The organism is Hymenobacter arizonensis, assembly GCF_900115775.1.
GTDB lineage: Bacteria > Bacteroidota > Bacteroidia > Cytophagales > Hymenobacteraceae > Hymenobacter > Hymenobacter arizonensis.
This window is the reverse complement of the sequence record NZ_FOXS01000001.1, coordinates 592969-616279: the sequence shown is the minus strand read 5'-3', so window position 1 is coordinate 616279 and position 23311 is coordinate 592969. Positions and strand designations below refer to the sequence as shown.

The 23311-nt window shown below is 59.9% G+C and carries 18 protein-coding genes; 5 read left to right on the top strand and 13 right to left on the bottom strand.

Annotated elements, in window-relative coordinates; all coding sequences use genetic code 11:
* Positions 1 to 124: 124 nt before the first annotated feature.
* The 3 genes from BMZ66_RS02625 to surE form a co-directional block, all read right to left on the bottom strand.
* Complete coding sequence (locus tag BMZ66_RS02625) at positions 125 to 1588, bottom strand: M20/M25/M40 family metallo-hydrolase (protein WP_092668657.1); 1464 nt, start codon at positions 1586 to 1588, stop codon at positions 125 to 127.
* Positions 1589 to 1809: 221 nt separating this feature from the next.
* Positions 1810 to 2337, bottom strand: a complete 528-nt coding sequence (locus BMZ66_RS02620) for a SixA phosphatase family protein (protein WP_092668655.1) — start codon at positions 2335 to 2337, stop codon at positions 1810 to 1812.
* Between the two features lie 61 nt (positions 2338 to 2398).
* Positions 2399 to 3256 (bottom strand): 5'/3'-nucleotidase SurE, encoded by an 858-nt coding sequence (gene surE / locus BMZ66_RS02615; RefSeq protein ID WP_092668653.1) that lies wholly within the window; start codon positions 3254 to 3256, stop codon positions 2399 to 2401.
* A 161-nt stretch (positions 3257 to 3417) separates the two neighbouring features.
* Here surE and BMZ66_RS02610 point away from each other — a divergent pair, with 161 nt between their 5' ends.
* Together BMZ66_RS02610 and BMZ66_RS02605 are read left to right on the top strand one after the other, a co-directional pair.
* Positions 3418 to 3843 (top strand): DoxX family protein, encoded by a 426-nt coding sequence (locus BMZ66_RS02610; protein ID WP_092668651.1) that lies wholly within the window; start codon positions 3418 to 3420, stop codon positions 3841 to 3843.
* Positions 3844 to 4065: 222 nt separating this feature from the next.
* Positions 4066 to 5832, top strand: a complete 1767-nt coding sequence (locus BMZ66_RS02605) for a M14 family metallopeptidase (RefSeq protein WP_092668649.1) — start codon at positions 4066 to 4068, stop codon at positions 5830 to 5832.
* Positions 5833 to 5893: 61 nt separating this feature from the next.
* Here BMZ66_RS02605 and BMZ66_RS02600 read toward each other — a convergent pair whose 3' ends face one another.
* The gene (locus tag BMZ66_RS02600; protein WP_092668647.1) at positions 5894 to 6313 is read right to left on the bottom strand and encodes an STAS/SEC14 domain-containing protein; all 420 of its coding nucleotides are present in this window, start codon (positions 6311 to 6313) and stop codon (positions 5894 to 5896) included.
* Between the two features lie 267 nt (positions 6314 to 6580).
* The gene (locus BMZ66_RS02595) at positions 6581 to 8101 is read right to left on the bottom strand and encodes a sigma 54-interacting transcriptional regulator (RefSeq protein WP_092668645.1); all 1521 of its coding nucleotides are present in this window, start codon (positions 8099 to 8101) and stop codon (positions 6581 to 6583) included.
* 296 nt (positions 8102 to 8397) lie between these two features.
* On the opposite strand from BMZ66_RS02595, the gene BMZ66_RS02590 reads away from it, so the two are divergent.
* Positions 8398 to 9366 (top strand): c-type cytochrome, encoded by a 969-nt coding sequence (locus tag BMZ66_RS02590; protein ID WP_092668643.1) that lies wholly within the window; start codon positions 8398 to 8400, stop codon positions 9364 to 9366.
* Between the two features lie 50 nt (positions 9367 to 9416).
* On the opposite strand, the gene BMZ66_RS02585 is transcribed toward BMZ66_RS02590, so the two are convergent.
* Positions 9417 to 10523 carry a vWA domain-containing protein gene (locus BMZ66_RS02585; protein WP_092668641.1) on the bottom strand — a complete coding sequence of 369 codons (1107 nt, stop codon included), beginning with the start codon at positions 10521 to 10523 and terminating at the stop codon, positions 9417 to 9419.
* 204 nt (positions 10524 to 10727) lie between these two features.
* Between BMZ66_RS02585 and BMZ66_RS02580 the strand changes: the two genes are divergently transcribed.
* Positions 10728 to 11006, top strand: coding sequence for a DUF427 domain-containing protein (locus tag BMZ66_RS02580; protein ID WP_092668638.1), 279 nt, complete (start codon positions 10728 to 10730; stop codon positions 11004 to 11006).
* 92 nt (positions 11007 to 11098) lie between these two features.
* Here the strand turns inward: BMZ66_RS02580 and BMZ66_RS02575 are convergent, their stop codons facing one another.
* The 5 genes from BMZ66_RS02575 to BMZ66_RS02555 form a co-directional block, all read right to left on the bottom strand.
* Positions 11099 to 12079 (bottom strand): acyl-ACP desaturase, encoded by a 981-nt coding sequence (locus BMZ66_RS02575; protein WP_092668636.1) that lies wholly within the window; start codon positions 12077 to 12079, stop codon positions 11099 to 11101.
* Between the two features lie 175 nt (positions 12080 to 12254).
* Positions 12255 to 13964: a hypothetical protein gene (locus BMZ66_RS02570; RefSeq protein ID WP_143080015.1), complete on the bottom strand. Its 1710-nt coding sequence runs from the start codon at positions 13962 to 13964 to the stop codon at positions 12255 to 12257.
* A gap of 109 nt (positions 13965 to 14073) precedes the next feature.
* Positions 14074 to 15018 carry a glycosyltransferase family 2 protein gene (locus BMZ66_RS02565; protein WP_177204564.1) on the bottom strand — a complete coding sequence of 315 codons (945 nt, stop codon included), beginning with the start codon at positions 15016 to 15018 and terminating at the stop codon, positions 14074 to 14076.
* A 64-nt stretch (positions 15019 to 15082) separates the two neighbouring features.
* The gene (locus tag BMZ66_RS02560) at positions 15083 to 16375 is read right to left on the bottom strand and encodes an MATE family efflux transporter (RefSeq protein WP_143080014.1); all 1293 of its coding nucleotides are present in this window, start codon (positions 16373 to 16375) and stop codon (positions 15083 to 15085) included.
* Positions 16376 to 16473: 98 nt separating this feature from the next.
* Positions 16474 to 17487, bottom strand: coding sequence for a hypothetical protein (locus BMZ66_RS02555; protein WP_092668627.1), 1014 nt, complete (start codon positions 17485 to 17487; stop codon positions 16474 to 16476).
* Positions 17488 to 17696: 209 nt separating this feature from the next.
* On the opposite strand from BMZ66_RS02555, the gene corA reads away from it, so the two are divergent.
* A complete protein-coding gene (gene corA / locus BMZ66_RS02550; protein WP_234794948.1) occupies positions 17697 to 18869 on the top strand; it encodes a magnesium/cobalt transporter CorA in 1173 nt (390 codons plus the stop codon).
* 88 nt (positions 18870 to 18957) lie between these two features.
* On the opposite strand, the gene BMZ66_RS02545 is transcribed toward corA, so the two are convergent.
* Positions 18958 to 20004, bottom strand: a complete 1047-nt coding sequence (locus BMZ66_RS02545; protein ID WP_092668622.1) for an AAA family ATPase — start codon at positions 20002 to 20004, stop codon at positions 18958 to 18960.
* 120 nt (positions 20005 to 20124) lie between these two features.
* The gene (locus tag BMZ66_RS02540; RefSeq protein ID WP_092668620.1) at positions 20125 to 22893 is read right to left on the bottom strand and encodes a hypothetical protein; all 2769 of its coding nucleotides are present in this window, start codon (positions 22891 to 22893) and stop codon (positions 20125 to 20127) included.
* Between the last annotated feature and the right edge of the window lie 418 nt (positions 22894 to 23311).

The following is a 23311-nucleotide window of genomic DNA, read 5'->3' as shown; positions in this document are numbered from 1 at the left end:
TTACTCCTAACCGTTCTCGCGATTGCTAATAAGCCGCTGGTTCTTCTGGCGGTTCTCAGCTTTCGCGGCGTACCAGAAGTCCCAAAACAAGCCTTGCAGCCCTGTTGTTGCCAGCCGCAAGCTGCTACAACCCGTACTTGCTGAGCAGGTAGATGAGCGAGGCCATGCTGGCGCCGCCCAGCTCCAATTCGCGGCGGTTCACTTTATCGAAGGTGTCGGCGGCGGTGTGGTGAATGTCGAAGTAGCGCTGGGAGTCGCAGTCGTAGCCAATAAGTGCTTTGGGCTTTACGGCTTCCTTTAACGGGCCAATGTCGGTGCCACCGTGCCCTACCGTGATGCTGGAGGCATGGTAGGGGCGTAGCAGCGGGCCCCACTTGGCCAGCTTGGCCACCACGGCCGGCTCGGCCTCTACGTTAAAGCCGCGGGGCGTGAAGCCTCCTCCATCCGACTCGATGGCCGCGAGGTGGTTCTCGTTGTTTGCGGCTGCCAGCCGGGCGTATTCAATGCCACCGCGGTTGCCATTTTCCTCGTTCATGAAGAGCACGGCGCGCACGGTGCGCTCGGGTTTAAAACCAGTAGCGCGTAGCAGACGCAGGGCTTCCATGCTCTGAACCACGCCTGTTCCGTCGTCGTGGGCACCTTCAGAAAGGTCCCAGGAGTCGAGGTGGCCGCCCACGGTGATAATTTCATTAGGCAGCTTTGAGCCCTTAATTTCCCCCACCACGTTGAAGCTTTTTTCATCGGGCAGGGTCTTGCAGGCCATTTCCAACTCAAACTGCAGGTCGGGGCTGGCTTTGAGCAGCAAGCTCAGGCGTTCGGCGGCCAGGGTGCTGAGGGCTGCCCCGGGCACTTTGGGCACGGCAGGGTCGTAGGCCATCATGCCGGTGTGCGGGTTGTCGTCGCGGGCGCTGGTAAGCGAACGTACCAACGCGCCCACGGCCCCGCGCTTGGCGGCCTCAATGGCTCCGCTGCGGCGCTGGTCGCCGGCCCGGCCGTAGGCCATGCCGGGTTCAATGAGGGCATCGTCGAAGGGGCGGTTGAAGAATACGAACTTGCCCTTTACAGCGGCGTCGGGTAGGCTCCGCAATTCGTCGAAGCTTTTCACTTCTACTACCCCGGCCTTCAATTTGCCGTCGGTGCCCACCGAGCCGCCCAGGGCGCACACCGCCACCTTGATGCTTTTGTCTTTATTTCCCACAATTTCGCCTCGCTCTCTGGGTCCGCGCACCCAGTGCGGCACCATCACCTCCTGCAGGTAAACCCGTTCGAAGCCGGCTTTTTCCATGGTGAGCTTGCCCCACTCCACAGCCTGCTGGGCCTGCGGTGAGCCCGCCAACCGGCCCCCAATGGTGCCGGTGAGGTAGCGCAGGTTTTCGTAGCTCTGGCCGCGCAGCAGGGCCTCATCAAAAATTTTGCGGAGGGCCAGGGAGTCGGCTTGGTCCACCCGGTTGGTGGCAACGGCTTTTTCGGTGCTCGCTTTGGTCGTTTTAGTGGCACGCTGCGCCTGAGCCGGCGCCAGGCCAGCCAGCACGGCCAAGGCTGCCAGGGCAGAACGGCGACCCCAAGCGGCAGAATTGATACGATTCATAGAGTAAAAGTTGATGCTCCAAACAAGGGGCTTGACACGAAAGTACGCGGCCCTGCGCAGCTAGCGCTTGTTGGCGTAGACAGCATCACGAGTTCGAAATCAAAATCGTATCCGAACGCCACATAACGGCAACGAGTATAACTTAAATCGCTACTTTGAAAACAGCCCAGCCATAAGCTGATTAGCAATTTATTAAGCGTCTCATTCTATGAAGTCCGCATTTAGCGTGCGCCGTATTGTGTCATCTTCACTGTGGGCGTGCCGTTGCCCTCAATACGAACCTCAAACAAGTAACTATACTCCTCGTCTTTGATTTCGCTGAGCGGCGCTTGGGCTCCCAGGGCGGCTACCAGCGGCAGCAAGGTGTTGGAATGGCCCACTACCACCACGGTTTTGCCCGCGTAGTCTCGCCGGATTTGCTCGGCCAGCGTGGCTTGCTGGCGGGGGTCGTACACCTGTGGCGTGAGCTTGGTGGCTTCGGCCAGGGGCGCCAGCGTGGCGCGGGTGCGCTTGGTGTCGGTGGTAAAGAGCGCGGCGGGCTTGGCGCGGCGCAGCTGCTGGTGCAGGGCACGGGCACGGGCTTCACCGGCGGGCGTGAGCAAGGGGTCGGCCAGGCCGGGGGTCAGGTCTTTCTCGGCGTGGCGCACGATGTAAACCTTAGTGACGGGTGGTTTGGCCGCGGGCACGGCCGCAGCGACGGCCAGCAGACCGACCAGAAAAAATATCCAACTAAAACCAAGAGTACGCATGAGCAAGCCGAACTAAGTGAAATTATCGCAAGGTCGAAAAACCAAGCGGCGCGTTGCAGGCCTAGGGGTTGGCCGGGCCGTAGTCTTCCGACGACACGGGCTGCGGCGGGTTGGCCACGGCGTTGGCTTCGGGCAGGGGCATGCCCCAGGCGGCGCTCATGGTTTCGAGGCCACGGTAGGCAGTGAGGTCGAACTGGCAGGGCACTACCGACAGGTAATTATTGGCCAGGGCCCACTCGTCGGTGTCGGTGCCGTGGTCTAGGTTTACGAACGAGCCAATCAGCCAGAAGTACGGGCGGCGGTACGGGTCCTGGCGCTCATCGAACTCTTCCTGCCACTTGCCTTGCGCCTGCCGCGCTAAGCGAATGCCCGCAATTCCTTGGGGCGAGTTTTTGGGAATGTTCACGTTCAGGGCCGTTCCGGCGGGGATGCCTTGGTCGAGGGCATGGCGGCAAATCTGGGTGACCCACTCGGCTACGTGCGAGAAATCGGCCTGCACGCCGTATTCGCACAGCGAAAAGCCAATGGACGGCAACCCTTCAATCGCAGCTTCAATAGCTGCCGACATCGTGCCCGAATACAGCACGTTTACCGAGGCATTGGACCCGTGGTTGATGCCCGAAACCACCAAATCGGGCGTGCGGTCCTTCAGGATGTGGTGCTTGGCAATTTTCACGCAGTCGGCCGGGGTGCCCGAGCACTGGTAGGCTTCCACATCGGGTCCAAAAACCGGGTTTTTCTCGATGCGCAGCGGCTCGCCGATGGTGATTGCGTGCCCCATGCCCGACTGCGGCGAATCGGGGGCTACTACCACAACTTCGGCGCCCAGGGCCTGTACAATGCTGACCAGGTGGCGAATGCCGGGAGCGGTGATACCATCGTCGTTGGAAACCAGAATAAGCGGGCGAGAAGCTGTCATGAAAGCGAAGGAAAGTAGGGACGAAGTTGAAGCCGGACACAAAGGTAGGCTCCTCGCCTACCGCTTTCCGCCCCGAATTGTTTCGCTGCCCTCGCGGCTTCGTTTTGGCCGCGCTTGCGTAATTAGGGCTCTCAAATCATCATTCACCTTCTTTAGCCTCCATGAAGCTTACCAACCGCTACCGTTACCACGACCTGGGTTTATTGCTGTTGCGCGTCGGCATCGGCGTCATGTTTATGGTGCATGGTTACCCTAAGCTGGTGGGCGGTCCCGCGGCATGGGCGGGCGTAGGCGGCGTTATGGACACGGTGGGGCTGGGCTTCGCGCCGGCATTTTGGGGTTTTCTGGCGGCGATAGCTGAGTTTGGCGGCGGGCTACTGCTGGCCCTGGGGCTGTGGTTCCGGCTAGCGTGCCTGGGATTGCTCTTTACCATGATAATGGCCACTGTGATGCACGTGAGCAAGGGCGACGGGTTTAGCGGCTACTCGCACTCGCTGGAATCGGCATTTGTGTTTCTGGGGCTGATTTTTGCTGGCCCGGGCCGGTATAGCCTCGATGAGCGGCTGTATGGCAGCCGGTTGCGGTAGTTTGTAAGGAGCAGGAGCTAAGAATTATCTTCCTTGATGAGGCTGGGGTGTTTGCGCTTTTGCGTGGACGGGGGTTGTCAGGCTTACTGAATTGGGGAATGGCTTATATAACTAGACATGCGCGACCCGTACTCGCAGCGCGGACGGCACAACCACCCCAGCCACTGCTAGCGCGGCGGCGTCCCCTCCTTGATAAGGAGGGGAGTGTGTTCTTTTGCACCCATGCTTCTAATTCTTTTTGCTTCGCTGATGGCCCTCTCTCCTACCCCACCCGCCCCTGCTCCGGAATGGCGCACTCCGTTTGAGGCTGGCGGGGGCAACACCACGGCCACTTACGCCGAGTGTGTTGCCTATTATCAAAAACTGACGGCCGCGTACCCCAAACAACTGCACATGGCCGAAGCTGGCCCTACTGATTCGGGCCAGCCGCTGCAAGAGGTGGTGCTTTCATCCGATGGCGACGCCGACCCCACCAGCACCCGGCAAAAGAACCGCCGTGTGCTCTTCATTCAGAATGGTATTCACCCCGGCGAACCCGAAGGCATCGACGCCAGCATGATGCTGGCTCGCGACCTGGTGCAGCAGCCCAAGCTCCGGAAGCTGCTCGACGGCGTGACGATAGTGCTGGTGCCTGTATACAACGTGGACGGCATGCTCAACCGTAACTCTACCACCCGGGTAAACCAGAACGGACCCGCGGCCTACGGCTTCCGCGGCAACGCCCGCCACCTCGACCTGAACCGTGACTACATCAAGCAGGACTCACGCAATGCCCGCTCGTTTGCGGCGCTGTTTCAGAAGTGGCAGCCTGATATTTTCGTCGAAACCCACACCTCCAACGGCGCCGACTACCAGTACACCATGACGCTCATTGCCACCCAGCACAGCAAGCTGGCCCCGGCGCTGGGCGCCTATCTGCAAGGGCAGCTGCTGCCAGCCCTGTACAGAGGCATGGAAAAGAAAAAGTGGCCCATGACGCCCTACGTCGACTTTGAGGGCCAAACGCCCGAAAGCGGCCTGCGAGCTTTCCTGGAAACGCCGCGCTACTCCACGGGTTATGCGGCGCTGTTCAACACCATCGGCTTTATGCCCGAGACCCACATGCTTAAGGCCTTCGCGCCCCGCGTACATTCAACCTACGACTTCCTGCAAACCATGCTGGAAACCGTGGGCCAGCAATCGGCGGCCCTGGCCGCAGCGCGGGCCGCGGCCAGCACGGCCCTGGCGGCCCAAACCACGTTCCCACTGGCCTGGGCCCTCGACGAAAGCCAGCACGAAACCGTGCAGTTCCGTGGCTACGAAGGCAAAACCAAGCCCAGCGAAGTAAGCGGCCAGCCGCGCCTGTACTACGACCGCGCCGCGCCCTACACCCGGCCCGTGAAGCATTTCAATACTTACAAAGCCACTACCACAGCCCGCCGGCCCAATGCGTACCTTATTCCGCAGGCATGGGGCGAAGTGGCCGACATCCTGCGCCGCAACGGGGCCACGCTTGTGCCCTTGAAGCAAGATGTAACCGTGCCAGTGGAGGTGTATTACCTGGAGGACTACAAAACCAGCCCGCGGGCTTATGAGGGCCACTACCTCCACACCCAGGTGAAAGTGCGACCCGTGACGGAAACCGTGGCCTACCACAAAGGCGACCTGCTGGTGTACCTGAATGACAAGGCTCCCATCCGCTACCTCGTCGAAACGCTGGAGCCCCAGGCAACGGACTCCTTCTTTGCCTGGGGATTTTTCGACAGCGTGCTACAGCAAAAAGAGCATTTCTCGGACTACGTGTTCGAAGACCTGGCCGCCGACCTGCTACGCCGCGACCCCCAGCTGCGCGAACGGCTGGAGAAACTGAAGAAGCAGGACGCGGCCTTTGCTGGCAACGGCGCCGCTCAGCTGGAATGGGTGTATTTAAACTCGCCGCACCACGAGGCGGGCTTCAACCGCTACCCGGTGGCACGATGGCTGGGCGAAGGCACGCTCCCAGCTAAATAAAAGCTTCAGAAAACCCCGTTTTGCGCCTCTGCAGACAGGCAGTTGCGCGGCCAATCGCCGCCTAACTTATTTGCCCTTGCAGCCAGCCCACAGCCGCGGCTTCGTCGGTGAAGGTGCGGAGCTCAAAGGGATGAATGGGGGCGTAAGCGGCCGCCATAATATCGCGCAGGTCGTCGTCGGCGCGCAGGTGGTCGGCTCGGACGGGCGCCACCAGGAACGCCAGCCGCAGGTTGGCCGGGCGCACCAGCGCGGCTGCACGGGGCAGCCAGTTGGTAGTAACCCAGTGGGCGGCCTCGGCAGTGGTAGTGGGACGGCGGCGCACATCAAACAGCCAATAAGGCGTGCCCTGCGCTTCGGGGGCCTGCAGCACTGCCTCATACTCGGCCCGCTCAGTACTATTGGAATGAGAGGTTAGCCAGCGCGCCGTGAATACATCAAGGTCGGGGCAGTAGTCGAATTGAAAAGTAGACGAAGGGGACATAGGGGAAAAGCGTGGCGTCAAAACTACAATACTGGCTTCTATCTAGACTACTGATGTCAGCATGAAAATCGTGCACACCGCCCGGAAATAAACTTATAATACTCTGCTGTTGGACAAAGCCTTATATTCAGGAAAGCCGAGTCTACAACCCCCGGTATTCTTTAAGCTATGCAACAAAAAAGCCCACTGATTAGCGGGCTTTCTTGTTACAATTTTTCGGTGTACATCTTAGGCCACGCGTTTACATAACGCGTGGCCCTTTGCGACTTAGCGCCGGCGGCGCGGCTTCTCGTCCTCTTCCTCGTCGTCGTCTTCGCCAAAGGTTGGCATAGTGAACATCGACGACAATAGGTCCTTGAACTGCGCGCCCGACGTGAGGCGATTGCGCGAAATCAGGCTGTGCTCGGCAAGGCCGTGCAGCAGGAACTCCATCAGGAAGTAAGTGTGCTCGGGCGTTTCCTTGGGGTGCAACTCGGTCACGATGTCGCGCAGGCCGGGCACTTGGTCCAAGGCTTTGCGGTAGTCCTCGACACTGGTGTCGTGCAACAGGTCCAGCGTGTTGCCGTTACCAAACCACTCCTGCACCGTTTTGTAGGGCGAAGGGCGGTTTTTGAGCTTTTTGGACTTGTCGGGGTCGGGGAAGAACTGCAGGAACAGCGTGCGAACGGCTTTGCCCATGAGCTTCTCGGCCACAATGCCGGCTCCCTCCTGCTCGCCTTCGTACACCAGCTCTACCTTGCCCGTGATGGCGGGCACGGCCGAGATGAAGTCGCCGATGCGAACGTAGGTGTTCTTCTCGCCATTGACCAGAGCGCGGCGCTCGGCCCCGGCAATTACCTGCTCGTAGGCCGAGATGGTGAGGCGGGCCGACACGCCCGACTTGGCATCCACAAACTCGGAGCCGCGGGCTTCCACTGCCACTTGCTCCACCAGGTCATGCACCACTTCGTTGCTGGTCACCATGCCTTTCTGCTCGTCCTTGATGCGGGCTTCCTGCTTGGTGATGCGCTTGCCAATTTCGATGCTCTTGGGGTAGTGCGTGATAATCTGCGCGTCAATCCGGTCCTTGAGCGGCGTCACGATGCTGCCGCGGTTGGTGTAGTCCTCGGGGTTGGCCGTGAATACGAACTGGATATCGAGTGGCAGCCGCACCTTGAAACCGCGAATCTGGATGTCGCCTTCCTGCAGGATGTTGAACAGCGACACCTGAATGCGGGCCTGTAAGTCGGGCAATTCGTTAATCACGAAAATGCCGCGATGCGCCCGGGGAATCAGGCCGAAGTGAATCACCCGCTCGTCGGAATAAGGCAGCTTGAGGGTAGCGGCTTTGATGGGGTCGGCGTCGCCAATGAGGTCAGCTACCGACACGTCGGGCGTAGCCAGCTTCTCAGTGTAGCGGTCGTCGCGGTGCATCCACGCTACGGGCGTGTCGTCGCCGTGTTCGGCAATGAGGTTTTTAGCAAAAACGGACAGCGGCTGCAGCGGGTCGTCGTTGAGCTCAGCACCGGCCACTACGGGCATGTACTCGTCGAGTAGGTTGATGAGCAGGCGGGCAATGCGGGTTTTGGCCTGGCCGCGCAGGCCGAGCAGGTTGATGTGGTGCCCGGCCAGAATGGCGCGCTGCAGGTCCGGAATCACGGTTTCGTCGTAGCCGAAAATGCCGGGGAATACTTCCTCTTTGTTTTTGAGCTTGGTAATCAGGTTTTCCCGGAGTTCGGCTTTCACGCTACGGGACTTATAACCGCTGGCGCGAAGCTGGCCTAGGGTTCGGATGGTTTCGTGCTTCATAAAGGGAGTTGGTGGGAAACTGGCTTCCCAAGGTCTTTAACCGTGAAAGGCGCACTCAGGTTCAGGTAATAGGCTCAAGGAGGTTTCGGGAGCCGGCAACAGCGTCCAGTGGGCTTGGCCAGGGGTGTCGATACCCGTGAAGGCAGTAACACACGGTTTGATGCAATTAAGGCACTACTGCCAAACCTCCCCAATAATAGGGAGGCCAAGATGATTATATCCAAAAACAAACCAGTAAATTCATATCAAGCTTTGGCCGCTGACTCATCTCTTATTAACCTGTATTCTGCAACGTCATGAAGAAAAGTTTACGCATCCTGGGATATGTGGTGGGGCTGCTGGTGCTCGCCGTGGCTGGTTTTGCCACGTATGTTGCGGCGCGGGGCATTCCCAACTACGACCTACAGCCGGCGCCTTTGGCGGCAATAGAAGCCACGCCGGGCCGGGTTGAGCTGGGCGAAAAGCTCGTGCTGGCGTCCTGCGCCGACTGCCACCGCAACGCCAAGACCAACTCGCTGTCGGGGCAGCAGTTAATGGACCTGACGCCTGATTTCGGCAAAGTCTATTCCGCTAACATCACGCAGGACAAAACCCACGGCATCGGCAACTGGAGCGATGCGCAACTAGTGAGCCTGCTGCGCACCGGCGTGGGCCCCAACGGCCGCTTCCGCGTCATCATGCCCAACTTCGTGCATATGTCGGACGAGGACATGGCCAGCGTAGTAGCCTTTCTGCGCTCCGACAATGCTCTGGTGCGCGCAACCCCCACGCCCTCGCACGCGCAAGAGCCCTCCTTCCTGCTGAAAGCCCTCACCAACACCGTGATGAAGCCCACGCCCGCTCCCACGGCCCCCATTGCTGCCCCGCCAGCCACCAACGCCGTAGCCTACGGCAACTACTTGGTGGTGGGCCGCTACAAGTGCTACGAGTGCCACTCCAAAGATTTCGGAACCAACAATTCGCTAGAGCCCGCCCGGTCCGAGGGCTACCTGGGCGGCGGCAATGCGCTGCTGAATATGCAAGGCGAGACGGTGCTCTCGCGCAACATCACCAGCGAGCCCGAAACCGGCATTGGCGACTGGACGGAAGCACAATTTGCCCAGGCCGTAAAGTTCGGCATGACGCCCCACGGCCCGCTGGCCTACCCCATGCCCAAGTATTCGCGCCTGACCGATGAGGAAGTCCACGCCCTATACGCCTACCTGCAGACCGTTCCCAAAATCAAAAACGCCACCCCGGAGGATGGCGTAGTTGCGGTGCGCTAGCACACCATTGCTTTCGGATTAACTCGCTGAGCCGGTGGCTCGCGGCGGGCCTATAAGGTTTTGCGGCGGTTTTTCTTGTAGTCTTCAAACACCAAGTGGCCCAAACCTTTCAGGCCCGAGTAGTAAGCCTTGCCCTGGTTCACCTCCGTGAATTCCTCCACGAACTTCTGCAAATAGGGGTCGGAGGTAATCATGAACGTGGTGATGGGGATTTTCACGCGGCGCGCGGCCGCAGCCAAGTTCAGCGTCTTGTTCACCACCTTGCGGTCGAGGCCAAAAGAGTTTTTGTAGTAGCCGTTGCCTTCTTTTAGGCAAGTAGGCTTGCCGTCGGTAATCATGAAAATCTGCTTGTTGGGCGTCTTGCGCTTGCGGAGCAGGTCCATGGCCAATTCCAGGCCAGCCACGGTGTTGGTGTGGTAAGGGCCCACCTGCAGGTACGGCAAGTCCTTCACCTCAATCTGCCAGGCGTCGTTGCCGAACACGATGACGTCGAGGAAGTCCTTGGGGTACTTCTGCTTCACCAGCTCGGCCAGGGCCATGGCCACTTTCTTGGCCGGCGTGATGCGGTCTTCGCCGTAGAGAATCATGGAGTGCGAGATGTCTATCATCAGGACGGTACTGGTCTGGCTTTTGTGCTCGTTTTCGCGCACTTCCAGGTCGCCCTCGGTCAGCATGAAGTTGTCGCCTTCCATGCCGTGGTTGAGCTGGGCGTTGCGGATGGACTCCGTCATCTGGATAGACTCCAGCGAGTCGCCGAACCGGAACTCGCGCAGGTCGGTGCTTTGCTCGTCGCCCTGCCCGGTGTGGGGCGTGCGGTGGTTGCCGGTGCTGCTTTTTTTCAGCTTGCCGAAAATCTCTTCCAGCGCCGATTTGCGGATGCCCTGCTCGGTTTTGGGGGTAATCTTAAACTCGCCCTTCTCCTGCTCGTTTTCATCGATGTAACCCTTCTTCTTCAGGTCATCGATGAAATTGCCCATGCCGTAGTTGTCGTCGGTGAGGCCGTACTGCTTGTCGAGCTCATTGAGCCACTGCAGGGCCTCGCCCACGTCGCCAGAGGTGATGGTAACCAGCTGCATAAACAGCTTGAATAGCGACTCAAAGCCCTTTTCGGGCTGGTCTTCGGGAACAAAATCGCGGAATCGGAAGCCAACGGCCATAATATCAGTGAACAGTTATCGGGTAGCAAGTAACAATGCCCGGGCTTATAATAGCGGTACTTATTGGCCGGTTGCTGTGCCCGAAAACAACAGTGAGGGGGGCAATGTTCAATTGTGCAGCTTGTGTGCTACGCTTTGGCATGCCACGTGGCTTACACAGCATAGCACCCCTTCATAACCAAGCCCATACTTCGTACAAACCCCATGAAAGCTATTTGGAACAACACCGTCGTGGCAGAGAGCAACGACACGGTAGTGGTCGAAAACAACCACTACTTCCCCGCCGACTCTATCAAGAGAGAGTTTTTCGAGGACAGCATTGCCCACACCTCCTGCCCCTGGAAAGGCCAAGCCAGCTACTACTCCCTGCGTGTGAACGGCGAGCAAAACAAAGATGCCGCCTGGTACTACCCCGAGCCCAAAGACGCCGCCCAGGAAATTAAAGGCCGCGTGGCGTTCTGGAAAGGCGTGAAAGTCATTTAACAGTTAGCATTTAACAATTAACAGCCGTTCTAACTGCGCCATCTGGCCAGTCGGAACGGCTGTTAATTGTTAAATGCTAACTGTTAAATGACTTAGCTAATCCACTTGAACTTGTATTCGAGCTTGGGCACGGGCATACGGTCGGCTACGCGGCGCAGGCGGTTGGGCAGGGCCATGATGTAGTCACGGGCCTTTTCAGCCTGGCCGTTGAGGTCGGTGATGTGCTCGATTTTCCAGTCCTTGATGAGGGAGTCGAGGATGTCGGTGTAGTCGGAGCTGGTGTACACGCCGATGCGCTGAGCGGCGTCGGTGAAGTGGCCGAAGGTCTTGCCCATTTCAATGCCCATTTCGCGCATGTAGTGAGCGGGCATCACAATTTTCTTGCGCATCATGTCTTCGAAGGCCAGCATCATTTCGCTGGGGTCGACTTCGAAAATTTTGCTTACAAACGTCTTGTAGACGCGGGCGTGGCGGTTCTCATCGCCGGCAATCATGCCGCAGATTTTTGAGAGCTGGTCTTCGCCGGCGGTGCGGGCCAGCTGGCCCACGCGGCGGTGCGAAATGTTGGTGGCCTGCTCCTGGTAGCTGGTGTACACGAAAGCGCGGTACGGGTCGTGCGCGGTGCCGAGGTCGAAGCCGTCGTTGATGAGGTACTGGGTGCTCACTTCAAACTCGCGCATGTTCACGCGGCCCGAGAGGTAGAGGTAGCGGTTGAGCAAATCGCCGTGGCGGTTTTCTTCGGCGGTCCAGCCCCGAATCCACTGGGCCCAGCCGTTGTCAGGGTCGCGGTTCAGGTCGTCGAGCTCGTGGAACCAGGCTTCGTAGTTCGGCAGGGCTTCCTCGGTGATGGTGTCGCCGATGAGCACGGCTAGCAGGTCGTAGCTCAGGCTTCCGGCCTTTTCACGCAGCTCTTTTACCTGGTCAAAAAACGAATCGAGGCGCGAGTCGGGCAGGAAGTCGGCGGGCTGCCAGCTGTCTTCCACACTCTTGAGGAAGGAGCTCATGTTGTCTTTCAAAAAGCCCTCCATGTGTTGGAGAACTTCGGCGCGGGAAGTCATGGTGGAAGAGAGCATAAGATGGGGCAGGTAAGCGTGAATAATGTAAGAAGAACCGCTTTTGCCGGGGCAAAGGTCCGCGGTGAGAGCACTGGCTTGGGTATAAAATTATGGCATTACTGGAATGCAGAATTTCTATCCTACTGCCTAGGTTTACGCAAGCCGCGGGCCGTGGGTAGTCGAGCTTGATTTCTCAACGAATCACGACGCGATAATAATGCAGGGAAGTGTCGGCCGCCAGCGCCCGCACGGGCACGAGTATGAGTGCCGGTTGCCCGCCTGCATCAAAGTAAAAACGACGGTTTAGCCAGTAGGCAGATTCGCCGGTCAGCAGCCACTGGGTATTAGGAGCATTGCGCGCTATTTGACGCAGGCTGGCTATGGATTGCGGAGTACCACCAAGTGCCTGAAAAAGATGCGCCTGCGAGGGGTCATGCGACTGCCATCCCGAGAGCATCACAACGGGCCCCGGCCCAAGAGAATAGGTTTTAAATGGAGATAAACTTTTCAGTAAATCACTAGTACCAGCCAACACCCGAATGCGCGCTCGGTTGCCCACGGGCAAAGAGTTTTCTGCAATCTCACGCAACGCTAACTCGTGTTGTTTTTGCTCCTTTTGTAGTACTTGGTATCGGTGCAAATTTTTTACTCCGTAAAGTGCCACAATCAGCACGGCGAGCCCCGCTCCTACCCAGCGAGAAGCTAGCGACTTTGGCAGGAAAAAATCAGCTTTTTGGGTGAGGTTATCTTGGGTGGATTTTGCACCATCTGAAGCAAGAAAGTGAACTGCTCGGCACCAGAAAACCAGGTTGGTTATCAACCAAAAATCAAAAATGGGCAAGGCTATTCGAGGCGGCAGTTTGAGCAACCCAGCAAAGACAAAAAGTATCCCTCCAAACCCGATTTGAGTTAGCCAAAAACCAGTAGTCGCCTGTCTCTGGCGCAGCACCCCGAATATGATTGCAGCCAGTGCCAACAGTATGGGAAAATAATCGCGCGCCACCAGCCCCGCCCGCAGCCGCAGCTTGGCCGGCAGCGTTCGACCCAAAAAATCAGTTGAATTAAACTTATAGGCTCGCTGCACAAACGCAGTGTTTACCAGCGTAGCGTCGCCCAGCAGCCACTGCTCTACGGCGGCTGTGCCAAGGCTGTCGGCGGTAGTGCGCGGCACGGGGCGCAGCTGGTCAAAATCGAGGATGCGGGCCAGGTAGTTGTCACGCTGCCGCATCTGCGATTCGGCATCGGTTTGCAGGGCGCTTAACATCACTGTGGCTAGGCCCAAACCTAGTGCCGCGGTGCAAAGGATTGGCACCAGACGCCGCCAGTTGTCAGCTAGGAGCAGCGCCGCCGGCACAGACAGGCCAAACCCGAACAACGCAAGGCTGGGGCGTATGAGCCAGGCGGCGCCTATCCCGGCCACCCCCAGCATAAGTGCGCTGCGATTGGCGGGCCGCTGCGCTACAAACAACAGCACCGCGCCGGCCAGCAGAATGCTCACTCGGACGTGGCTAAACCACAACCAATGCTCGAGCCAAGCCAGAAAATAGAAGGCCACCAATGCCAGCACCAACGCCCTCGGCTTTAGGTAAGGCCGCAGCAGCTTATCGAGCACCGCAAAGGTGAGCGTGGTGGCCACTGCCAATAAGCTTGCAGTCAGCAGCCCCAGCCACGGCACGTGGGGCGCAGCCGTGTAGGCAGCAGCCAGCGCGTGCCCGTAGCCGTGGAAAAACAGCGGCAGCGAGACCACCGGCTTCAGCGCCAACACCCCCGAGAATAGCCAGGCAAACGAGGTATCGTCGCTGGTTTCGTAGTAGCTGCCCAGGGTAGCCACCGTGGCCAGCACCAGCGCCAACGGTAGTACCACCACGCGGCCCAGAACAGCTAAACGAGAATGGCTTGGCACGGTGGCAGCAATGTTTGGCTCCCGGCTTTGAAACCTCGGGAGCGGGAAGGCTTAGAAAAAGCCGATAGATAAAAAAATCACGAGCAAAATCCCCTTGAAAATAAGCTCCTCAAGCATTCCGGGAAAATTGCAGCGCCACGCGACTTGCGGCAGCCAAAGTTAGGTCCAGCAGCGCGGGGCGGCTCGTGTGGCGCAAGATGTTGAAAAGCAATTGTGCCTCGGCAAAGCGGTGGCGGCGCATAGCCTGGCGCATTTCCCAGCGTGCACGCGTGGCCAAGGCCTGGCGCTCATCGGCAGTGCGCACTTGGGCCAGGGCTTTTTCGCACACGCGAATGGTGGAAGCCAGGTATGGGTCGTGCTGCTGGTAGGCGCGGCTGCTCATGCTGCGCGGGTGCTTGCGCTTGCGGGTGGTCACGGCGTCGAGGTACAGAAACTGCCAATTGCGGCTGGCTCGCACCCAGAAGTCGAAGTCCTCGTAGGCCAGCGTTTCGTCGTAGCCGTTCAACTCAGCCAAGCAAGCACGGCGCATCATCATAGTAGGCGTGCTGATGAAGTAGCGCCGCAATACATCGGCAAAAACCCAACCGCTGGCTGGAGCCGGCGTGAGCGCGCGACCAGTACCGGGCCGGTGGTGCTGGCCCAGCAAGGTGCCGTCTTCGGTAATTAGTTCGGCGTTGGTATACACTACGCCAACCTGGGAATCGGTGGCCTTAAAGGCGGCAACTTGCTGCGCTACCCGTTCGGGCAGCAGCACGTCGTCGGTGGCAAAATCGATAACAAACTCGCCGTGGCTTTGCCAAAAGGCGGTGTTGAAGGCCCGGCAATTCCCTACGTTTTGGGGGAGCAGCAATAGGTGCCACTCCAGATGCTGAGCCGCGTATTCACGCAGAATGTCGGGGCTGCCGTCGGTGCTGGCATCGTCCACGAGCCAAACTTCCAGGTGCGGATACGTCTGGCTGAGAATGGAATCCAGCGCCTCTCGCAGGAAGGGGGCGTGGTTGTGGCATAGCGCCACAATGGTGACCGTGGCCGCACCCGCCGAAGCTACTGGCATGGAAAAGGGAATATTGGGCATGATACTACAGCAGCAAATGAAGCAAAAAAAAGCCCTTGGCTCTTCACTTTCCGTTCTTCATTCTGGCCTGAAAAGCCACGCAGGCCACTAGCTGCAAGCCGTAACAAGCAGCGTGGGCAAGTACTGCGCCCTCGAGGCCAAACCTAGGCAGCAACACCGCAAGCAGGGCGGCAAAAACAAGAGCAGCGCAGCCTTGCACGGCGATGTAAGTTCCGGTACGGGCCTTTACTTTGAGTTGAAAAAGGAATACCCAACTCAGAAACTTGGCCCAGTCACCAATTAGCTGGGGCGCCAGGAAATCGCGAGCACCCAGTTGCTGGGGGGCAAATAGCAATGGCAGTAGCCAGTCGCGACAGGCAAATATCAGCCACAGTCCCACTGCCAGCACGGGCGCCAGCAGCCCCAACACTCCGTACAGGTAGTGTCGTGAGGCCCGAGGCTGACCAGCCAGTGCCGACAACCGCGGATAAAACACGCTGCTCATCACAGCCGCAAACACCATGGTGTAGTTGTCGGACAGCTTGGCTACTACCTGCCACAAATCGGTGCGGGCGGCTCCATAAGTAGCGAGTAAGTAGTCGCGTAATACATAGTCCACGGCTTTGCCAAAGAGCAGCGTGCTCACGGCCATTAGCAAAAATTGGCTGAGGTGACGCAGGGCCACGAAGCTAATGGGGCCAGATGCCCGCAGGTGCCGCAGCAGCCCGGCGCGCGCAGCCAGACCCAGAGCGAGTAGCACCGTGAGCCCCTGCGCCAGCAAATACGACAGCATTACTATGTGCAAGGGAAGCTGGCGCAACAAGGCTGTTGCCGCAACGCCAGTGCCCAGCACCGCGAGTGCTACCGACAAGCCTATATAGGCCCGCAGCCGGCCGGCCGCCAGGAGTGCTGCACCGATCAAGCCCTGGCCAGTAAGCAACGCAATACCGGTCATGAATACGCCCAGGCTGCCCCAGCCCCAGCCTAACAGGCCTTGAGTTGCAAGCACCGCGCCACCAAGCAGTAGGACGGCAGCATTTAAAGCTGCAGCCGCGCCCAGCCAAAGGCGATAACGGGCACTGCCCGGCTGTAGCGGCGCGAGGTACTTTACTAGGCCCACCTGCACCCCCTCACTGGGTAAGGTAGTGAGCAGAGCCATTAGACTCTGAAACTGCGCAAACAAGGTGAGCCCACCCGCTGGAGCATACACCGCAAACAGCTTATTTAGAATCAGGGCACCTGCCGCCCGGGCCCCCACTGCCACGCCTGCGCCCAAGGACCCGCGCACAAAGCTCCGCCACACCGGGGCTGGAGCAGGCGGTTGTGTGGGGGGCGTTGTTAGGGAGCCAAAGGTCACGAAGGGAATAGGAGAAAGGATTTATCGGGCGTAAAGAACGTCATGCCGGGTGGTCTCAGCGCCGGCTAGTTGCAGCTGTCCGTCCTGCCTGGCTCCCTTCAACCAATTTCCTTCTCCCAGCTCAGGCGCAAGCCGGCCACGCCGCCCAGATGCCGCTTGAAGCGCAGCAAAGAAGCATTAGGCCCTGAGTCAAGAGTGGAAGTACCCAAGTCGAGCACGCGCATGTCGCTGGCTTTGGCAAAGGCGTGCAGGCCTTCATTAAGCATCACCACTGGGCTAAAGGCGTTGCAACGCAGCGGACTGGCCGGATAGAAATTATAAAGCACCTGCTCGTGCACCCGAATAGCCACCGTGAGAGCCGCCCAGTCGCCGTTTGGCTGGCGCACTGAGAACAGAAAATGTTCGCGTGGGAAACGGCGAAAGAGCTCCTGCACCCGCTCCAGCGGGAGCGAAAGCTCCTGCCCCCGCTCCTGCCGGCAGGCCTGTATGAACGCGTAAGCAGCCGGCAGCAAAAAGGGCGGCTCCTGCTCGAAATGCAGGCCGTGGCGGCGGCACTTCTGCAGCCGGCGCCGCTCCGAAGGGTGCAGGCTGCTTTCGTAAGTGCGCTTTGGGTCGAGGTGGTAGTTCTGCTCGGCCAGCGTGACGCGGTAGTGGCGCTGCCGCAGGGTTTCGGCTAGCACGGCGGCCCCGGCCGGGTCGTAGGCAAAGGGGTAGCTGCGCAGGTGAAGGGCATGAATGCCGCGCTGGTGCAAGGCCTTATCAGCCTCATTCAACAAGGCGTGCACTTGGCTGGTGCTCAGGCCCGGGGCCAGCTGCACGGCTCCGAAAGGTGCCTGCGCGGGGCTGCGGGCCGTGCCCTGCTCCGGCGCCAGCGCCAAGTGCAGTTGGGCCACCGTGCGGCCAGCCTCTAGGTCTTCGAGGTAGCAGCTGAGCACCGGCCCGCCGTCCGGCTGCAAAGCCTGGTGGGCCGGCTGCAGGTAAAGAAACGACTCGAACGCCAGCGGCAGGCGGGGCAGCGCGGGCCCCTCGGGTCCGCTTTCGACAACCCAAACCTGACCCGCGTGGCGGTGCGTGCCGGTTTCAGGAGTAGCTAAGGAATCCGTACTTTTCAAACCTAATTTTCGTGCCTTACAGGGCAAAGTACGGCACAGAATGGGCGGCTTGCTAGCGCAGGGTGGTGCAGGCACCTCGTTCGCCCCCAAATGCCACCTTGCATCGGCCTTCACGTATCATTGCCGTGCTTTGGGGCCCTGGCCCCTCCTTCCCCATTTATTCTCGTGGCATGAATTCGACCAACTCCGTTCCCCATACCCCCCCAGACTTGGACCAGGACGATGACGACGATGACCTCAATTCGGCTTATGGTGTCACGGACCGCGAGGCCACGCAGCAGGCCCGCCAGCAAACCGAAACCCTTGGCCAGCGGCCCGGCGCGCTCGTCATTCGCGAGGGTGCCCTCAAGCCCCGCATGTTTCTTTATTCCTACGACGACACTACTTTGGCGGAGGCCGAGTTCAGCAGCTATGATGATTTGTGGGCCAGTTTCGAGGCCCAACCCGAGCGCAAGCACTGGATAGACGTGCGCGGCTACGGCGACCTGGCCCTGATGGAGCGCATCATGCAGGACTTCGATTTGCACCCCCTGCAGATGGAAGACGTGCTAGGCGACTACCAGCGAGCCAAGGTTGATGTGTTTGGCGACAACCGCCTGTTTTTGGTGTCGCGCATGACTGACTTCACCGCTGAGCTGGATATTGACGACGACCAGCTCTCCATCTTCACGGGCCCCAACTACGTGCTCACCTTCCAGGACGACTACGAGGACTGTCTCGACTCGCTCCGCAACCGCCTCCGCGGCAACTTCAGCACCACCAAGCGCAAGCCCTCGCTGTACCTAGCCTACGCCCTCACCGATGTAGTCATCGACCATTATTTCCCCACCATGGCGGCCATCGGCGACTACATCGAAGGCCTGGAAGACCGGATTTTCTCCGAGCGGCGGGAGCGGCGCATGCTCAACCGCATTCTGCGCATCAAGAAGGACATAGTGCGCTTTCGGCGCCTGGTGTACCCCGAGCGCGACAAAATCAGTGAGATACTGCGGCTGCCCGAGGAGGTGATGCCCGAGGAAGTGAAAGTCTACTTCAAAGACGCCTACGACCACGCCATGCAGGCCCTCGACCTAGCCGAGAGCTACCGGGAAAACATCACCAGCCTCACCGAACTCTTTCTGTCGGACCAAAGCAACCGCATGAACGAGGTGATGAAGGTGCTTACCATCATCAGCGCCATTTTTATTCCGCTGAGCTTTGTGGCTGGTCTCTACGGTATGAACTTCCAGCGCGAGGGCCCACCCGAGGGGCCCAATCCGCTCAACATGCCCGAGCTCTACCACCCGTGGGGCTACCCCGGAGTTCTGGCGCTAATGACCCTGATGGTCGTTGGTCAACTTTATTATTTCTGGCGCAAAGGATGGCTCTCGAAGCAGCGGTAAACAATTGTCATTTAACAGTTATCATTTAACAATTAACAATTAACAATGAAGACGAAGCGTATCACTACTCATTGTTGAATGATAATTGTTAACTGTTAATTGTTAAATGATTTTTCACTTGCTCTACGCGCTGGGCTACTGTGCCTTCCACTAAAGTGTAAGGGATGCCATAAAAGTCAAGCTGCATCAGTATCATGCCGTGCTGGAAGCTGCGCAGAGCCTCGGGCCCACGCCAGCCGTCTTGCTCGAAGGGCACGGTGGGCGCGCACACAAACGTGTGGGCGTAGCGCTGGCCGCACACTGCCGCCATGGCTTGCAGTATGGGGTCGCAGCGATGGAAATAGTAGTAGGAATACAGTGCCGTAGTGGCCGCGTTGGTGTCGCAAAAAAGCACTTGGTTGGCTTCAGCGGCGGCCGCATCTTCCAGCTCAGCGTGGCGGCGGGCAATGTAGAGCAGGTCTTCGTAGTCCAGGTTGCCGCTTTTCTGCTCGTGCAGCGTGCGGCCGTATTCTGGTACCCAAACGGTATTGCAGGCCTTGGACAGGGCCTCGCATAAAGTTGATTTGCCGCTGCTTTCAGCCCCCAGAAACACCACCCGCGGCACCTGGGCGGGCGGTACCGCGCCCAGGTGGGCCGCAACCAACGGATGTAGATATTGGGCAAGCCCGGCTGCATCTGCCCGCAACTGCGTGCCCGAAACCGGCACTTGCTGGCGGGCATTATCCACGGCGACATGGGCAACTCCAAGATGCTGAGCAAAGCCGGGGCCATAGCCTTCGCTGCTGAAAACAACATCAACCACAATGCCCTGGCTAGCCAGCCAGCGGTGCACAAATTCCCGGTGCACTTCATCCGGGGCTGCGTCAGGCGGCACGCCATCGGCTTCAGCGGTTAGGGCGAATACCCGCAAGCGGGTCGAGCCTATGCAGATGCCAGCAGACAGTTCATCGCCCCGGTACAGCTCCTTAATCCAACCGGCACGCACGGCCGCTGGCATAGTAGGCGAATCGGGGCTGGCATAAACCAGGACCACCAGCTCCGCAACCTGAGCCGCAGCCGTTTCGAGCAGCAGCTGATGGCCCTTGTGCAGTGGCCAGAACTTACCAACGACCAAGCCAGTGGGAAGCATTTCCATCAAAAAAGTATTGGGAGTTTAGTAGGACTAATGTCCAAAACATATTGAGTTGAGCACAGCGGCCGAGAGCTTATAGTCAAAGCAACAACAGCTACGTGGCGCCTCGGAGTGATAGGCTTGCTACGGGAGCGTCACCTTGAGCTCGGTGCGCCGCAGCTCCCGTCCCACCACGCGCACCAAGTGGTAGGTGTCAGTGGTGGCATCGTGGCTCAGGGCCACGCCGGAACCGGTGCTGGGCACGGGGTCGCCGCCGAGCAGGCGCCCCTTGCCATCGTAAAGAAATACGTGGCCCGGGCCAGGCTCGGTCACAGCCACTAGCTGACGCCCTTTCCCGAAGTCGAAGAATTGCACAGGCTTGGTGCCCGAGGTCACGAAGCGCTGGGTTAGCAGCGGGGTCTTTTGATTAGGCAAGTACACGTCGAGCTGATTGCCGTCTTCCCGGGTCACCACGAAAGACCGGCCCTTGGGTTCGGGCACGAGGCGGAAGCGGGCGGTCCGGCTCCAGGTAGCCACGCGGGTGCGGCTCACGATGTCGCCGCTCAGGTTGAAGGCAATCAACTCGCCGTGCTGGTTCACTAGGGTGAGGCGGGTGCGGCTTAAGGTGCTGGCGGTCTGCACCACTACATCGCCCGCCAGCCGCCCACCCATGCTCAGGGGGAAGCCCGGCAGCAGGCTGCCTAGTGGGTCGAAAGCATACACGTAGCCATTCTGCAGGGGGGCCAAGACTATGTCGCGGCCGTTCACGTTGAAAAAAGCCGGCTTGCCCGCCAGCGGGAAGTCGAGGCGCTTGGGCTGCCAGCCGGGGTACAGGCGGCCCCGGGCGTCGAGCAGCAGCAGGTCGTTGCCAGCCGTCACGACCAGCAGGCGAGCGGGCACTTTGGTTCCGATGGCGGGTATGGCCAGCAGGGCGGCTACGCGCAAGGTATCGGGCAGGTTCAGGGGAAAGGGCAGCACTTCGGCGCCCTCATTGCCCAGCAGGTGCAGACGGTTGGCGGCGCCCAGCAGCAAGCCTCCTGCCACGCCGCCGCCGCTGGGCAGCAAGCTCACGCCCCGGGCAAGCCCCGCCAGCGTATCGGACCAAAGCACGGTGTTGTCGGGGCTCACGTAGTGCATGGCCCCCACCGAGTCCTGCACCACCACGGCCGGAATGCGGGTGCCCAGAGCGGGCAGCAGCGTGGGCTGCCCCACCAGCTCGTGGTTGAAGGTGAGCACCCGGCCGTTGGCGGCGCGCCCCCCGGGCATGGTAGAAGCCGGGCCCAAGGCCGGATGCCGGAGCAGCAGCTGGGTAAAGTATTGGGCGCTGGGGTCCGCCTCGTTTTCATCAGGCACCAGCTGCATGGCTACCTGCGGGAAGCGCTTAAACAGGGCTTCGTTGCGCAGCAGGCCTGCCCGGCGTTCTTCGGTGAGCGCCCCGAGCAGGGCATTCCAGCTGTTGCGGGTATCTATGAAAATGCTTAGCCGGGCTCTCGGCAGGGTTTCCTGCAAAAACGAGACTTGCGCCGGAGTCTGGGCCCAGGTGCGCCGCGCCACCACATCGGCCAGATAGCCATTGAGCGTCAACTCGTCGGAGAACACCAGGTAATCGCCCACCAGCACGCCCGCGGCGGGCCGGGCTTCCACGGCGTAGGGTTGGGCGGGGGCCAGCAGCGGCCCTAGCACCATGGATTCCGGAAAGCCCACGGGGTGAATTTGATAAGCCCCTACCCTGGTGAAGGCGGGCGAGTTGCCATAAACGCGGCGCAGGCGGGCCAGCCACTGCTGGGTGCGGGCGGGCGTGGGGCAATGCACAAAAGCCAGGCGCCCGGGCTTGCTACCGGCCGTAGTAGTGGCCAGGTAGGCAATGGCCATTTCGCCGCCAAAGGTGGCGCGCAAGCTATCGAGCGCCGCGGTGCGCCCCTCCAAATCGGCCGCGGAACCACCGGGCTGGGGCCAGGTGCGGCTAGGGTTTGCGGCTAAGTGCAGCAGCATGGCCGTGCGGGTGCTCAGCCAGGGGGCAAGGCCCAGCGGCACGGCGCGCTGCCCTTGCAGGCGCTGCTGCATGGTACCCCTGGCGGTTTCGGGGTTCGAAAACCCTTGCAGCTGCGCCCGGTTGCCGGCCAGCCTCACCCCTAGCAAACCCTCCGAAACCATGCCCGCCAGTTGGTCGAACTGCCCGTGGGCATCGGGCCGAAACAGCACGTCCAGAAACTGGGGAAGCCGGCGGTAGTTCACCATCAGGGTGGCATCAACGCCACTCACCCGCAGCAAGTCAGTAGGCCCGAAGGAGGTCATCACCGTGGGGGCATCGGGGTGGGCTGTGCGGCGCACCACGGCCTCCACCAGCCCGGCGTTGGTGCTTAGCAGCAGGTGGTTGCGGTAGTTGAGCACTGTGAGGCTGGTTTCGCTGTTGCGCTCGGTGAGCACCGTTAGCTCGTGGGCCTCGTAGTTGCGGGTGCTGAGGCGGTAGCGGGCGTCGCGGCCCAGGGTTTCGAGCAGGCCGCGCACCTGCCGGTACTCGCTCACGCGGGTCAGCGGAATTTGGTAGAGCACGTCGAACACGCCCGGGCCGGTTACGTGCACGGAGGTTATTACCAGCTTGCGGCCCAGCAAGGTCATCACACCGCTACGGCGGCGGACCGTGCGGCCGGTCAGGCTGTCGGCCAGCGCCAGGTGCCCGGCCGACTGCTGGAAGTAGCGCACCGCCGTAAGGTTGTCCCAGAGGCCGGTTTCCTGCAGGTGGCGCACTAGGGCGGGGTGGTCATGGGTGCTCAGCACCAGCACCGCATCGTTGGGCACCAGGGCATACGGGTCTACGGGTACGGCCGCCAGGGTACGCCGGTAGTAGACGTAAGTCGCCAGCGTGAGCAACAGAAATAGCGCCGTTAACAACGCCAGGAGCTTACGGGACATGCGAAAGGAAGCGGATGACGGACGGCGAAAGTACGGCCGAATGCCGGGATGGGCGAATCAGAACAGTTGTGATGCTGCTTTCGCTTTCCGCGCAACGTTGACATAGCGTAGCTGGCTCTGGCAGCCCGTTTTTCATAGCGCCTACCGGTTGCGCTTGTTTATGGAAAGTTGTTCGCTCTACGAATTTGCGGCGAGCGCAGCACCTATTCAGCGCCGGGCCCTCTCTTCCGACCTCACAGATTGCGTGGCGGCAGGAAGAATATCACCTTATCGGTGGCGATGGCAACCGCAACAGCGGTGCTTATGCCAACTCAGTACGGCTCGGGTTTGAAATATCAAACCCCTTCAGCCCAGCCTCAATTACCCCTACTCTTACTGAGCAGGCTTTTCTTATTCTATCTTCCGGCCAAAATACCCT